Source organism: Alteromonas sp. BMJM2 (assembly GCF_027257845.1).
Taxonomy (GTDB): domain Bacteria; phylum Pseudomonadota; class Gammaproteobacteria; order Enterobacterales; family Alteromonadaceae; genus Alteromonas.
Genome location: NZ_JAPVOT010000006.1, coordinates 72,839 through 87,291, shown reverse-complemented (window position 1 = coordinate 87,291; position 14,453 = coordinate 72,839). Strand labels below are relative to the sequence as shown.

Annotated in this window: 9 protein-coding genes; 8 read left to right on the top strand and 1 reads right to left on the bottom strand. The window is 44.3% G+C overall.

Annotated elements, in window-relative coordinates:
• The first annotated feature begins 70 nt into the window (after positions 1-70).
• The 3 genes from O9X84_RS08540 to O9X84_RS08530 all read left to right on the top strand — a co-directional run bounded on the left by O9X84_RS08540 (position 71) and on the right by O9X84_RS08530 (position 6,504).
• Positions 71-1,243: a PQQ-dependent sugar dehydrogenase gene (locus tag O9X84_RS08540; RefSeq protein ID WP_269519282.1), complete on the top strand. Its 1,173-nt coding sequence runs from the start codon at positions 71-73 to the stop codon at positions 1,241-1,243.
• Between the two features lie 423 nt (positions 1,244-1,666).
• Entirely contained in the window at positions 1,667-4,477 is a 2,811-nt protein-coding gene (locus tag O9X84_RS08535; protein WP_269519281.1) for a bifunctional aconitate hydratase 2/2-methylisocitrate dehydratase, read from the top strand.
• Positions 4,478-4,740: 263 nt separating this feature from the next.
• A complete protein-coding gene (locus O9X84_RS08530; protein ID WP_269519280.1) occupies positions 4,741-6,504 on the top strand; it encodes a response regulator in 1,764 nt (587 codons plus the stop codon).
• A gap of 116 nt (positions 6,505-6,620) precedes the next feature.
• Here O9X84_RS08530 and O9X84_RS08525 read toward each other — a convergent pair whose 3' ends face one another.
• Positions 6,621-7,463 carry a DUF4198 domain-containing protein gene (locus O9X84_RS08525; RefSeq protein WP_269519279.1) on the bottom strand — a complete coding sequence of 281 codons (843 nt, stop codon included), beginning with the start codon at positions 7,461-7,463 and terminating at the stop codon, positions 6,621-6,623.
• Positions 7,464-7,903: 440 nt separating this feature from the next.
• Here O9X84_RS08525 and O9X84_RS08520 point away from each other — a divergent pair, with 440 nt between their 5' ends.
• The 5 genes from O9X84_RS08520 (at position 7,904) to lysC (ending at position 14,342) form a co-directional block, all read left to right on the top strand.
• Positions 7,904-8,860: a DNA ligase gene (locus tag O9X84_RS08520; protein WP_269519278.1), complete on the top strand. Its 957-nt coding sequence runs from the start codon at positions 7,904-7,906 to the stop codon at positions 8,858-8,860.
• A gap of 158 nt (positions 8,861-9,018) precedes the next feature.
• Entirely contained in the window at positions 9,019-10,452 is a 1,434-nt protein-coding gene (mltF, locus tag O9X84_RS08515) for a membrane-bound lytic murein transglycosylase MltF (protein ID WP_269519277.1), read from the top strand.
• A 189-nt stretch (positions 10,453-10,641) separates the two neighbouring features.
• Complete coding sequence (locus O9X84_RS08510; RefSeq protein ID WP_269519275.1) at positions 10,642-12,378, top strand: hypothetical protein; 1,737 nt, start codon at positions 10,642-10,644, stop codon at positions 12,376-12,378.
• Between the two features lie 98 nt (positions 12,379-12,476).
• Positions 12,477-12,929, top strand: coding sequence for a DUF192 domain-containing protein (locus tag O9X84_RS08505; protein WP_269519274.1), 453 nt, complete (start codon positions 12,477-12,479; stop codon positions 12,927-12,929).
• 63 nt (positions 12,930-12,992) lie between these two features.
• The gene (lysC, locus tag O9X84_RS08500) at positions 12,993-14,342 is read left to right on the top strand and encodes a lysine-sensitive aspartokinase 3 (RefSeq protein ID WP_269519273.1); all 1,350 of its coding nucleotides are present in this window, start codon (positions 12,993-12,995) and stop codon (positions 14,340-14,342) included.
• The last annotated feature ends 111 nt before the right edge of the window (positions 14,343-14,453 follow it).

Here is a 14,453-nt window from a genome sequence, read left to right as displayed (position 1 = left end):
GTATAAATTTAGCTTATAAAGTGGGTATACCATGATAGTGTTGTTAAAGAAACTAATCGCGAGAGTGAAGATGAAGATAACGAGTGCCCTTGTGGCGGCAAGTACGCTGCTAATAGCCTGCGTGTCAATGAATGCAAAAGCTCAAGAAGTCTTGTCAAAAGAGGCGTTACCAAAAGAAGCACTGTCAGCAAAGGCGTTGCTGGCAGATAAGGTATATTCAACAAATGTGGTCATTGACGGGCTGTCATTTCCCAAGTCGATTGAAGTACTGCCAGATGGAATCATCCTGATCACCCAACGAGACGGCGAGTTGGTCACTATTAATCAGTCGAATGAAGTATCTCGCGTCAAAGTTAACCTTCCCGAACTTTATACCAAAGGGCAGGGCGGCTGGTTAGATGTTATTCCCACCGACGATTTTGATACATCATCAATCTTGTTGCTATCTTACTCAAAAGGAACAGACTTAGAGAATAAACTGGTGGTGGTATCTGGCCAGTTTTCCTCAGCATCTGGCGTGACGAATATTCAGCCAGTGTTTGAAATTAATACGTTTAGAGACACTCCTGTGCACTACGGCGCTAAATTGCTAAGTTTAGGTAATGAAGAATACCTGCTGACCTCTGGAGATGGCTTTGACTATCGTGAGCAGGCACAGGTAATAAGTTCGCACCTTGGAAAAGTACTTGGCTTTACCATTGACGGTAAGCCTCTTGCCAATGCTCCATTTCCTAAAAGCCCGTTTGTTTTTTCTTTAGGGCATCGAAATCCTCAAGGAATTGTTATTACCGATAAAGGTGAGATTTTGCTCAATGAGCACGGTCCAGACGGTGGTGATGAAATTAACAAAATAATCCGCGGCAATAACTACGGTTGGCCGGTGGTTACTCTTGGGATAGATTATTCAGGTGCAAAAATATCGCCCTTTAATCAGTATGAGGGCATGGTAAATCCACTGCTTGACTGGTCACCCTCAATAGCGCCCTCCTCGATGACTGTGTATAACCATGAAGCCTTTCCGGCTTTGAAAAATACGGCTATTGTTACAGCACTCAAGACTCAGCGCGTTTATGCGGTGCCTTTAAGTGAATTGAGAAAAAGCAGTATGATAAAAGGCGCACAGTTACTGCTAGATACAATAGAAACTCGTATGCGAGACGTGGCTGTAGATATAAACGGCGATATTTTACTGCTGACCGATGGCGACAACGGTAAGGTCATTAGAATTTCACCAGCACCATGAAATGTGAATTATTCAATGATCGGAATTAATCAAGCCTGATTAGGGCTAAAATAATCGTTTTTGTGTGTTATTTGAACTGGTACAACCATAACCAGCAAAAATGTCTGACATAAATGTAACACCATTGTTTATTTGTCTTCAGCAAGTGACTTGGCCAGTTTTTCCACAGTCTGTTATTTTTGTATTATTTAAGTTTATGAATAGTATGGAATAATTGGGTTTTTAGCTGTTTGTAGGAAATCGCTGACGCTGTCACTGCTAGCGTCGATATGTGATGAAGTCGTTACTAAACCACATGGGCTGATTTACTTCAAAGATTACGTAACGAGCAAAAATCAGTTAAAATAAGCACCAATTTTATATGCGTATAGCTAAGACCGACTTAACACTACGCCCACGTAAAACTATGACCGAGAGAACCCTATGAGTTTGTATTCAGAATATCTGGCAGAAATCGAGACCCGTAAAGCGGAATTAGGTCTACACCCTAAGCCCATTGATAGTGCTGATTTACTATCAGAAATCATTGCTCAAATTAAAGACACAAGTAATGAGCATCGCGAAGATTCTCTTAAGTTCTTCATCTACAACACCCTTCCAGGCACAACGAGTGCAGCTGGCGTAAAAGCGACTTTCCTGAAGGAAATTGTACTTGGCGAAGAAAAGGTTGATGAAATCACGCCTGAGTTTGCATTAGAACTTCTTTCTCATATGAAAGGTGGGCCATCTGTTGAAGTGCTTCTTGATTTGGCACTTTCAGATAACGAAGCGGTTGCGAAGCCAGCTGCTGAAGTCGTGAAAACACAGGTTTACCTCTACGAAGCTGACACAGAACGTTTAGAAGCGTCGTTCAACGCAGGCAATGCAATAGCAAAAGAAATTCTAGAGAGCTACGCAAACGCAGAGTTCTTTACTAAATTACCTGACGTTCCAGAAAAAATTGATGTTGTCACTTATATTGCTGCGGAAGGCGATATTTCTACTGATTTACTGTCTCCTGGTAACCAAGCTCACTCTCGTGCAGACCGCGAGCTACACGGTCAATGCATGATCACCCCTGAAGCACAGCAAGAAATTGTTGAGCTAGGTAAAAAGCACCCGAATGCCAAAGTCATGCTTATTGCAGAAAAAGGCACAATGGGCGTAGGTTCTTCGCGCATGTCTGGTGTGAATAACGTTGCACTTTGGGCCGGTGAGGCAGCAAGTCCTTACATTCCATTTGTAAACAAAGCACCAGTGGTTGCAGGTACTAACGGTATCGCTCCAATCTTCTTAACAACCGTAGACGTTACCGGCGGTATTGGCCTAGACCTTAAAAACTGGGTTAAAAAGACCGATGCTAACGGTGAAGTAGTTCGCGATGCTAATGGCGACCCAGTGCTAGAAGAAGCATACTCTGTTGCTACTGGCACCGTGTTAACTATCGATACTAAAGCGAAGAAGCTGTACAACGGCCAAGAAGAACTTGCCGATATATCCAGCGCTTTCACTCCGCAAAAAATGGAGTTTATGAAAGCGGGTGGCTCTTACGCGGTAACCTTTGGTAAGCAATTACAAACTTTTGCAGCGAAAGTGTTAGGTACAGACGTACCAGAAGTGTACGCACGCTCCAAAGAAGTATCAGAAAAGAACCAAGGCCTAACGGCTGTTGAAAAAATTTTTAACCGCAATGCGGTAGGCGTTAAATCTGAGACCCCGCTTCACGCTGGTTCAGACGTTCGCGTTAAAGTAAATATTGTTGGCTCACAAGATACAACCGGTCCGATGACATGCCAAGAGCTTGAATCGATGGCAGCATCAACTATTTCTCCGCTTGTAGACGGCGCATACCAATCGGGCTGTCACACAGCATCGGTATGGGATAAGAAAGCGCAAGCTAATATTCCTAAGCTTATGTCTTTTATGAATAACTTTGGCGTAATCACGGCTCGTGACCCTAAAGGGGTTTACCATGCAATGACTGACGTAATTCACAAAGTATTGAACGACATTACTGTTGACGATCGCGCTATCATCATTGGTGGTGACTCACATACTCGTATGTCTAAAGGTGTCGCGTTCGGTGCTGACTCAGGAACGGTAGCGGTAGCACTAGCGACTGGTGAAGCGGCAATGCCCATTCCAGAGTCGGTAAAAGTGACGTTCAAAGGCGAGATGAAGAGCCACATGGACTTCCGTGATGTGGTACACGCAACGCAAGCGCAAATGCTTAAGCAATTTGGCGGTGAGAACGTGTTCCAAGGTCGCGTTATTGAAGTGCAAATTGGTACTTTGCTTGCTGACCAAGCGTTCACGTTTACTGACTGGACGGCTGAGATGAAAGCGAAAGCGTCAATCTGTATCTCAAATGATGAGACCATGATTGCATCACTAGAGCTTGCTAAAACACGCATTAAGATCATGATCGACAAGGGTATGGATAACGAAGCGAACATGCTTCAGGGCCTTATTGACCTTGCTGATAAGCGTATTGCTGAAATCAAGTCAGGCGAAGAGCCTGCGCTTGCTCCAGATGATAATGCAAAATACTACGCAGAAGTGGTTGTTGATTTAGACCAAATTGACGAACCAATGATTGCTGACCCAGACGTAAATAACGATGACGTTTCTAAGCGTTATACTCATGATGTTATTCGCCCTGTGTCTTTCTACAATGGTAAAGCGGTTGACCTTGCGTTTGTTGGTTCTTGTATGGTTCACAAAGGTGACATGCAGATTATTGCGCAAATGCTTCGTAACTTAGAAAAGCAAAATGGCAGTGTGTCGTTCAACGTACCACTTGTTGTTGCACCACCAACATACAACATTGTTGATGAGCTAAAAGCGGAAGGCGATTGGGATATCCTTACCAAGTACGCTGGTTTTGAGTTTGATGATGCCAAGCCAAAAGAGTCTGCGCGTACTAAGTATGACAACATCATGTACTTAGAGCGTCCAGGATGTAACCTTTGTATGGGTAACCAAGAAAAAGCAGAGCCTGGTGATACGGTTATTGCTACTTCTACGCGCTTGTTCCAAGGTCGTGTTGTTGCCGATTCTAACGAGAAGAAAGGTGAGTCACTTCTTGGTTCAACACCGCTCGTAGTGCTATCTGCGGTGCTTGGTCGCTTCCCAACTATGGACGAGTACAAAGCGGCGGTTGAGGGTATTAACCTAACAGACTTCGCTCCACCGGCTGAAGACATGGCCGTTGCGCCTAAGTTCACGCCAGACGTAGCGATTCAAAACGTATAAACAAAAACGTATGCTCTAAGACGTTTTAGTGAAATACAGTAAACCTTAAAAAAAGCCCCAATTTTGGGGCTTTTTTTGCTTTTCTGTCACGTTCTAAAGTGCGTTAACGCAAAGAAAGAGTGCCTCTATATAGCATCAACATATAGCATCAATATACAGAATCAATCACGCCACTTACCGTGACTAACGACTAATTTACATATTGGCCTTTTCACCTATACTCAAACGCATACCGATTTTTAAGCGTTGGATAACTGGTTTTAATGGCAAAAGCACTTGTAGACAGAGCCCCTGTAGATAAGGCATCTGCCGATAACGCACCCACGGAAAACGCTCACCTAAATAATTCTGCTGACACAGTAACACTGTCACTTCGCAAAACCGGTTTTCGACTGATGCTGGTGTTTTCGCTAGTTATTATCGTGGCTATTGCGGTTGCCCGCCCTGACAACATTGTTGTTGCGCTCGGTATTGGTATTTGGTGTCTTATCATGTCTTGCGCAGCGCTGTATTTTTCAAACCTTGACGCATCAATTGCGAAGCTGTGGGCAATAGTTGCATGTCCTGTTGCGCCTTACCTCGTTGTAAACAACGGCCTTTTACCCGCATCCTTGCTTCCCTTGATGACGATATTTCCCATTGTGTTTCTTTCTGGCAGATGGCGAGTGGCTTCTATGGCAGTGATCGCAGGCAGTACCTTTCTCGTGCCGTTTTACGAGGGAGAATACGACCATGCGGTATGGGTAAGGTTATGCATTACAAATGTTGTGGTATCAATACTTATCTATCAGTTGGTGAGCCGATTGGAAGCTGCGTTAATTGAAAGTAATGCCAAAACAATAAAACTTAACCACGCTCTTGCGCAAGAGCGAAAGGCATCTGCAGCACAGGCTCACTTTTTAGCCACTATGTCCCACGAAATACGTACGCCTCTAAATGGAATTCTTGGGCTTACTGACGTTGTGTTGTCTAAAGAAATAAGCGAAAGCGCCAGGCCAAATCTAGAGCGAATTCAACAGTCAGGGATATCGTTAAATCGTATATTAAACGACGTATTGGATGTATCTAAACTCAATGCGGGAAAGCTTTCTTTGGAATCAACGCCGTTTGATTTAGTTTCCACGGTGCAATCCTGTGTATCGTTTTATTCTCAACTTGCGCAAAACAAAAATATTGCCCTTAACTTAAGTATTGCTGATAACGTTAGCGCTAACGTTTTCGGTGACGCAGTTCGCTTATCGCAAATACTGAATAACCTAATTAGTAACGCCATTAAGTTTACGCAACAGGGCAGTGTATCGTTAGTGGTTGAGCGTGTTACTGCCTCATCCCGTGAGCAAGCCATAAAGTTCTCTGTCATCGATACTGGAGAAGGGATAGAGCAGTCTGAGCAAGTCGATATTTTTGGCGCGTTTACTCAAGCAAATAACAGTATAAATCGCACTCATGGCGGAACAGGGTTGGGCCTGCAAATTGTGAAGAGTTTAGTCGAGGCAATGGGCGGCAATGTCACCTTACGCAGTGAAATAGGTAAGGGAAGCGATTTTAGCTTTGTGTTAGCGTTCGCCGTTCCGGATCAAACAGTAAATGTTGAGAGTGAGCCAAAAACAGAACCCAAAGATAGCACCCCGTTCGTTGACCAAGAAATTCATACTGAGGGTATGAGTAAAGGCTCAGTGTTAGTGGTCGATGATAACGAGATTAACCGAGTGGTAGCGCAATCGTTGTTAGAAGACTTAGGGGTAACTGTTACGCTTGCAAGCAATGGTCAAGAGGCGATAACTATTGCGCATCAAAAAACATTCGATTTGATTTTAATGGATTTACAAATGCCAGAAATGACGGGTGCAGAAACAGCAGCGGCGCTACGAGATGCAGGTGTTACCGCACCTGTTGTGGCTTTTACAGCATCAGTAGTGTCAGATGAAATAGACAAAGCACTCTCATCGGGAATGAGCGGATATATAACCAAACCCGTGGACAGCAAGGAATTGTCTACACTCATTGAACGCTATGTTTTTTCTTGAAGAAGCTGTCTTTTCTAAAAGCTGCCTGCCTTATCCTAATTAGGGCAGGTTGTGGTTTGCTCTCCGCCACTCAATATCGAGATGGCGGATTGAAGCGTCAGCGCACTGTCATTGCATTATTTTTCACGGTTTACTGTAAACGTAAGACTTGAAAAGTACGTCTCAAAGTCAGCTTTGATATTACTTTGAAGCGGCACTCCCCACACGCAATTTAGCTTAACTGCGCCAGACTCTTTGAATGTAAATGTAGCTTGCCCATTCTCATCAGTGAGAAATGATTGGGTTTCGTGAGTTGCATTTTTAAGAGGAACTGAATCAATCAGTGCATCTTGTAAAGGCTTGCCTTTGAAAAGCACCTGAACGGTGAGGCTGTTATCTTCCTTTAATTTAAAAGGGTGGCTAAGGGGGACAATTTCTAATGTATGACCAATAGGCTTGGTAACGTTGTCGGTAAGTGTTTCCCCCACTTGTACAATCGCTTTTGCTTTTCGAGAGTAAAGTTCTTCTCCATCGTAGCCTTCAAGACCCTTGTCTTTTCTATACTCGAGGACTTCCTTAAGCCCCTCTTTCTCAGCGTAGTCGTTAAATTTATTTGCTTCTAGCACGCTTGTACTGTGATAGCTTTCAAAGCCGATAACATAGCTCCCTGCCTGCAAGACGGAGGTTTTAGCCACGCCGGGCAATAAGCTAGACTTGGGAATAATGCCTGCTGCCATATCCTCAACCCCTGTTGAGGTGTAGTTGCGAAGAGCCACTATTTTATCCCACGTTAAATTCCAGCTATCAATGTCTTCTTTATGACCTACTTTAAACTGCACTGCTACTGGCGATGCGTCCTCAAAATGAAACTGCGTCGGCTCAAGCCAAAAGTCATGGGCCAATGACAATGGCGCGTAGGCTGCTACCGTGAGCGCGGTTAGGCTTTTGATAAGGGCTTTTTGTATTTTAAATGCTTTCATGAATTTATATCCGTTTTCATTTATTTAGGGCGTGTTGATCTTTGTTGTACGAGTTTTGGGCTAAATGGAAGCATTTTAGTCGCGAAACAGTCCTGTAGACCTAGTGGGCTAAGTCAAAGGGCCCAAATAAAAAAGCGCCGACAAAGAGTAAAATGCTTCCATAACGCCCCCTTCGGGCAGCGCCTGTGAGCTATTTATCCCGCGTTGAATGGTTTCGATTTAGCCTGCTAGACCTTCAACCATTCGCCTTGTCTAAATAGCTCACAGACCGCTGCAAAAATGTACAGCAAAGATCAACACGCCCTAGCTTTACCTTAATTCCATTCACTGATTTGTGCAAAGTTAAGGGACAACAGGCAAAACCCACCTGAAGCACAGTATTTTTAATCGCGAATATCAATACGCTGAACCTGACTAAACAGTTTTTTAAGGATTGAGGCTTGAGCACAAAAAAACGGGGTAATGCAATGGCATTTATGCCATGCAAATTAGAACTGGCATTATTATTCGAATGGGCATTAGGGATAGTGGTATGGATAGCAGCAGTCGCAATCGCAAGTGCCGAGACGCTCGATGATGTTCACAAGCGCGCACCTACACAGACGGCGAACTTATACACCGCCTCTCACCATACTGTAGCACTTAGCGATTATTTGATAAGTGAAAAGCTTGATGGCATTCGTGCAAGATGGACGGGAACAGAGCTTCTCACTCGAAAGGGTAATGTTATTCATGCCCCGAATTGGTTTACGCGGGCTTGGCCAAACACTACGTTAGATGGCGAACTGTGGTTTGCCCGCAAAAAGTTTGAAGATACAGCGTCTATCGTGCTTACTGATATTCCTGACGAGCGCTGGGAACAAATAAAATTTATGGTGTTTGATATGCCGCTGCTCATGCAACCTTTTGAACAAAGAGCGCAAGAGATAAAGCGACTTACTGACGCAGCAAACAGTCCAGCGCTACTCGCAATGCCTCAATTTGTGCTGCACACCCATGACGCTTTACAAGCAAAGTTAAATAGTGTGGTTGAAGCCGGTGGCGAGGGGCTTATGCTTCATCATCGCCAAGCTCGATACGTTGATGGTCGCAGCGCCCATTTACTTAAACTGAAGCGCCATCAGGATAGCGAGGCAAAGGTCATTGCCCATATTAAGGGAAAGGGCAAATTTAAAACCATGATGGGCTCGTTGTTAGTTGAGCGGGCTGATGGCGTTCAATTTAAACTTGGTAGCGGATTTTCAAACAACGAGAGGCGGCATCCGCCAGAGATTGGTAAGTGGGTTACGTATAAATTTTACGGGTATACCAATTCAGGAAAGCCTCGTTTTGCTAGCTTTATGCATATTCGCCCTGAAAAAGATTTGCCAGAAGCTTCAACGACTTATGTTAACTAGGGCGTGTGATTGAAAGGTAGTGTGAAGTGAACGCGCATATTGCCGCTAAATTGCAAAATAGAGATATGTGCTATACGGTTGTATTTCTTTACTAGCGCCTTGCTCAAACTGGTAACGTTGATTTTGAGGCTTAAGGCAGGATAGATAAGGTAGTCGCAATGCAGTCTTTATGGAAAATGTTGTTCTTCGCTGTAATCGTTTTTTCACTTGCCGCATGTGAAAAGTCACCGAATGGCAGTGAGGAAGATAATTCTGCTGTTCATACTGAGCAAAAGACTGGAAAAAAGGCCGCAAATTCAGATATTGCATTAAGTGAACTCATCTCACACATTAAGGCGTCAGGCGTCTTAAAAGTGATTACTCGAAATGCTCCCACCACATACTTTATAAGCCGAGATATTCAGCCTAAAGGGCCAGAGTTTGATATGGCCGAAGCGTTTGCCTCTCACTTAGGTGTTGAGCTAGAGATAATTGAAAAACCCTCGATACAAGCGGTGATAGCAGCGTTGAGAAACAAAGAAGGGCATATTGCTGCGGCGGGGCTCACTCAAACAAAAGCAAGAGCAAAGGAGTTTATGTTTGGGCCTAACTATCAAGATATTACACAGCAGGTAGTTTGCCGACGAGATAACGCGCAGCCAGAAACCATAGATGAGTTAATAGGGCTCAACATAATGGTGGCTGAGGGCACTGCCTACAGTGAGCGACTTAAAGAGTTACAAGAACAATACCCAGCGCTTAGCTGGGTGGAGAGCTCAGAGTTATCCACCGAGCAAATTCTTTACAAGGTATGGCAACGGGAAGTTGATTGTAGTGTAGCCGACTCCAATATTGTTGATCTTAACCGTCGGTACTTTCCAGAATTGATCGCTCCTTTTAACCTCGCCAGAAGCGAAAATTTAGCGTGGATGTTACATAAATCTAGCGCTGCGCTGAGCGCTGAACTCGATAACTGGTATCTCGAATATGAGAAAAGCGGTCGTTTGGAGAGCATGTTAGACCAATATTACGGTTTTTTTGAGGTATTTGACTATGTGGATACGCGCACGTTTATTCGCCGAGTTGAAAAGCGGTTTCCAGAATATACCCAGTATTTTAGCGACGCCGCAGCAAAATATGACTTACCCTTTCACTTATTAGCTGCACAGGCGTATCAGGAGTCCCATTGGTTAGCTGATGCAATAAGCCCCACAGGCGTGCGCGGTATAATGATGCTGACACAACAAACAGCCAAAGAGGTGGGAGTAAATAACAGGCTAGATCCTAAGCAAAGTATTTTTGGTGGTGCGCGCTACCTTGCTAAAATCAGAGCCCACCGATTTGTCGATGAGGTTGAAGAGCCTGATCGCACCTGGCTTGCGCTAGCTGCATATAACGTAGGCCGTGCCCATTTACACGATGCGCAAACTCTGGCTCGCAAACTTAATTTAGACCCCCATAAATGGGCCGATATGAAGCAAGTATTGCCCTTACTTAGCGATAAGCGATATTACAAAGATTTGCGCTACGGCTACGCCCGCGGTACAGAGCCTGTAAGGTACGTACAGCGAATTCGTGAATATCAGCATATTATAGAAAATGAGTTAGATTAGGGTGAGCATTGTGTAGGGTAAAGATCAAGGACTAAAGAGCATAGAGCCAACGCTGTTTGTTAACTGTTAGGGGGCACGCTTATTCAGTATATTAAAGGCGATTTACCGCTCTGTTAGTGCGGGGGATGCACGTAATCAAAGCGCGTTATCAGGCGCGCCAACAAAATAAAATAACAAATGGAATTGCACTTGGACCATCCTAACTATGCTGAATACTCGCTTTACGAGCTTAACGATGCCTTATCAAATATCGATAAAGATGCGCATCCAGAGCGTGTGAAGCAGATACTAAAAGAAATTGCCTCACGACACGATAGCTCAGGCGTGCAGCAAAACAATGCAGGGCAACTTAGCCAATCAACAAATCACTTCACACCTCTCGTGGAAACACTTCATCCAAACTGGTTCATTAGATATTGGCGTGGACAAGTATCGCTGCCAATAAGCTATTGGGTAGTTGGTATTGCGACGTCGCTACTCATCTATGCTTTTAACGCGCTTATAGCAGTGGCAATGGAGCAAACAACGGCTAAGTGGCAGTTCGGAGGGCTTTCTCTCTTACTTTACACGTTCATTATTACCGTCGTTACATGGCAGTCTGCTGGTTTACTCAGAACGGCCTTAAAGCACCCCTTGCGCACCGGCCGCTCAGGATGGGCTAATGTTGCGATTATTATGCTGGGTATTAGTTTACTTACCTTTTCAATTGCCATGTATAACACGGGGGTTCCACTGATAAAGGCCAGTATTCAAATGCTGGTGGGTAATGGACCCTATCAGAAGACTGAATTCAGAGTCCTCAATGACGGGTATGATCTGGAACTAATGGGGCACATCGAAATTGGCTCAAACGAACTGCTTCAAGAGCAGCTGTCGCTGTATCCAAACATTAATCGAATCCATCTTCACAGCCAAGGCGGTCGTATTCTTGCGGCAATCCGCATGATGGATACCATTAAACGCAGTGGTGCAGAGACTTACGTGAAAACTGAATGTGCATCCGCCTGCACCTTACTTTTTGTTGCTGGGGCAAAAAGAACACTTGGCGAAAATGGTAAGCTCAAATTCCATGCTCCAGGTGTTGGGACTGCATCAGCCCACGACTATACAGAGCTTGGCGCTGATATGAAAAAAGCGTACGAGGGCGAAAACCTTCCTGCCTGGTTTATAACAAAAATAATGCGAACTCCTAACGACACGTTTTGGGTGCCAACGTCCCAAGAGCTGCTAAAAGCCAACATTGTTAACGATATTGTAGACTCAAGGCTATATCCAATAAGCGGTTTAGGGCTTGAGTCTTCGATAACACCAGCAGAAATAGAGTCTGGTCTTCTAACGTTAGATTTTATGGTGGCAATGAAGCAGCACGACCCTAACGCATACCAGCGAGCCATCGATATTAATCTTGATGGCATGTTGACGGGGAAAAGCCAAAATCACATTAGTAATGAATTTCGGACCTTGTTATACGATGAGTTATTGCCGATTTACCTATCTTCGGCGAGTGACAAGGCGGTCATTGACTTTTGGCAGTCGCAAATAGCCCAAATGAGAGAGCTGCGAAAAGATTTTCCCCTAGCGTGTGCGTCGTTTACGTATCCTGAAGAGGTCCCTGAAGAAAACCGCTATGGCAATGAAGGAACCGTTTCCCCTGAACTTAGGGCACAGGAGCAAGATGCGATTGCTGGGTTGATCCGAACGCATCGGGAAGCCCACCTCGTCATGGATGAAGAGACTCAGCAAGAGTATATTCAAAAGGTGCTGTCTGTTATGCGCGAACAAAATGACTCATATATTAATGTGGTTTCTTCTCCCGCGTCATATGTGGCTGAACCTGAGTTGCTATGCGAAGTGTCAATTGCATTAAATAAAGCATTCATATCGTTTGGGACTGCAACCAGTGGTTCTTTACTAAGAAGTTTTTGAGGTAACTGCACTATTGGATGTTACCCAGATTAGTGTATAAACTACCTACCTAATAATGAGTTGAAATTGTCGACTTTTTGAGCTTATAGGAACGTCTAATGGACAAGCTTCTTTTTGTATTAATGGTTCTTTGTTTATCTGCTGGTTGCGTGCAGGCGCAAGTGGATCCTGTCGCTAAAATGAACGAGGTCGGTTTTGATCGTATCTCCATTACCATGGGTGATAAAAAATACGACGTAGAGTATGCAAAAACCTTTGAGCAGCGTGCTCAGGGGCTTATGTTTAGAAAAGAATTATGTGAAGATTGCGGCATGTTTTTCACCTTTGATACCGCGAAATACGCTGGTATGTGGATGAAGAACACGTTTATACCCTTAGACGTAGCATTTATCGACAGAAACGGTGTCATTACTGATATAAAACCTTTGATGCCTCATAGCCTAGAATCTGTAGGCTCATCGAAAAAGGTACTGTACGCACTGGAAATGAACCAAGGGTGGTTTGCCAATCACAACGTGAAGGTTGGAGACCAAATAACAATTCATCGTTAAGCTGCGCTATATCATTGCGCAGTACGCCAGTGAAACACTGGTACTAATCTGGAGTTAAATAAAGTGACAAATGCCTTATCGATAGCTAAGTTCGGCGGAACCAGTGTTGCCAATTATGCAGTAATGCAAAACTGTGCTCGAATTGTTGCCGGTAATAAAAATACGCGTATTGTTGTGGTAAGCGCATCAGCGGGCGTAACTAACCACTTGGTTAGTCTGGCCCATACCCCTATGACGCAGCAGCAGATAGATGAAACATGCCAAGCTATTACTGACATTGAACTTGCCATACTCGACAAGTTACAAGATAAACCGTCGGTAGAAACTAAGCTTAATGACCTTCTAGAGGAAGTCCGCGCTTTAGCGTTTCACGAAGAAATTTTGCATCGCAATGACTTAAAAGACCAGTTGCTGTCAATGGGCGAGCGAATGTCTTCTCTTATGTTTTCATCGGTACTTGCAGAGCAAGGGGTGAAGACGATTAATTTTGACGTAAGAAAGGTACTGCGCACCGACAGCGAGTTTGGCGAAGCAGCGCCGCAGATTGAGCAAATTGCCACTTTAGCTGAGCAGTTGCTTGCACCTGAAATTGAAAATGCCATTGTGGTAACACAGGGTTTTGTCGGTGCAGACGAAAATGGCAATACCACTACGCTTGGGCGTGGGGGGTCTGACTTTACCGCTGCGCTTCTTGCTGAAGCCATGAATGCCGAAGCTTGTGAAATATGGACTGACGTAATTGGTGTATACACCACCGACCCCCGCATAACCGATACCGCACGACCACTACCAGAGTTAAGCTTTGAAGAGGCGGCTGAGATGGCTACGTTTGGTGCCAAAGTGCTTCACCCAGCCACTATGGAACCGGCGCTGCGCAAAGACATTAAGGTGTTTGTTGGTTCAAGCAAAGAGCCTGAGAAAGGCGGTACCTGGATTGTTCGCGACTGTGAATTTGAGCCGCCTTACCGAGCGATTACACGTCGTAAAGAGCAAGTTATGGTGACGGTAAAAACACCTAAGATGATGTACGCTCAGGGCTTCCTGCAGCAGGTGTTTGCTATTATTGCCAAGCATAAGCTAAGCGTTGATTTGGTGACGACATCTGAAATTTCCGTGTCATTTACGTTGGATAACCCAGCCAACTCTGTTGCTCAGCGTCTTAATAAAGAAACCATTGCTGAATTAGAAACAATTTGTGATGTTACCGTTGAGAAAGGGTACGACCTGGTCACAGTGGTTGGTAATCATATGCAAACTGCTGTGGGCGTTTCCAGTAAAATTTTAGCTGCGGTATCAGATTTTAATTTACGTATGATCTGCTTTGGCGCAAACCCGCACAATTTATCGTTTTTAGTTAACGAAACAAATAGCGATGACGTGGTGAAAAAGCTTCATAAAGCGCTGTTTGAATAGCATTAACGTGTAGGGTGAGTACTCACAAGTTGTTTTGTGCTTGTGGGTAAAACTTATGGATAAAAGCCTGTGAGTAAAAGCTTGTAGGTAAGAGCGAGTAGTTAAAAACAC

Excerpts from the sequence above, each read along its gene's own strand:
- O9X84_RS08540 (WP_269519282.1), top strand. The coding sequence starts at position 71 with ATGAAGATAACGAGTGCCCTTGTGGCGGCAAGTACGCTGCTAATAGCC.
- O9X84_RS08530 (WP_269519280.1), top strand. The coding sequence starts at position 4,741 with ATGGCAAAAGCACTTGTAGACAGAGCCCCTGTAGATAAGGCATCTGCC.
- O9X84_RS08535 (WP_269519281.1), top strand. The coding sequence starts at position 1,667 with ATGAGTTTGTATTCAGAATATCTGGCAGAAATCGAGACCCGTAAAGCG.
- mltF (WP_269519277.1), top strand. The coding sequence starts at position 9,019 with ATGCAGTCTTTATGGAAAATGTTGTTCTTCGCTGTAATCGTTTTTTCA.
- O9X84_RS08525 (WP_269519279.1), bottom strand. The coding sequence starts at position 7,463 with ATGAAAGCATTTAAAATACAAAAAGCCCTTATCAAAAGCCTAACCGCG.
- O9X84_RS08505 (WP_269519274.1), top strand. The coding sequence starts at position 12,477 with ATGGACAAGCTTCTTTTTGTATTAATGGTTCTTTGTTTATCTGCTGGT.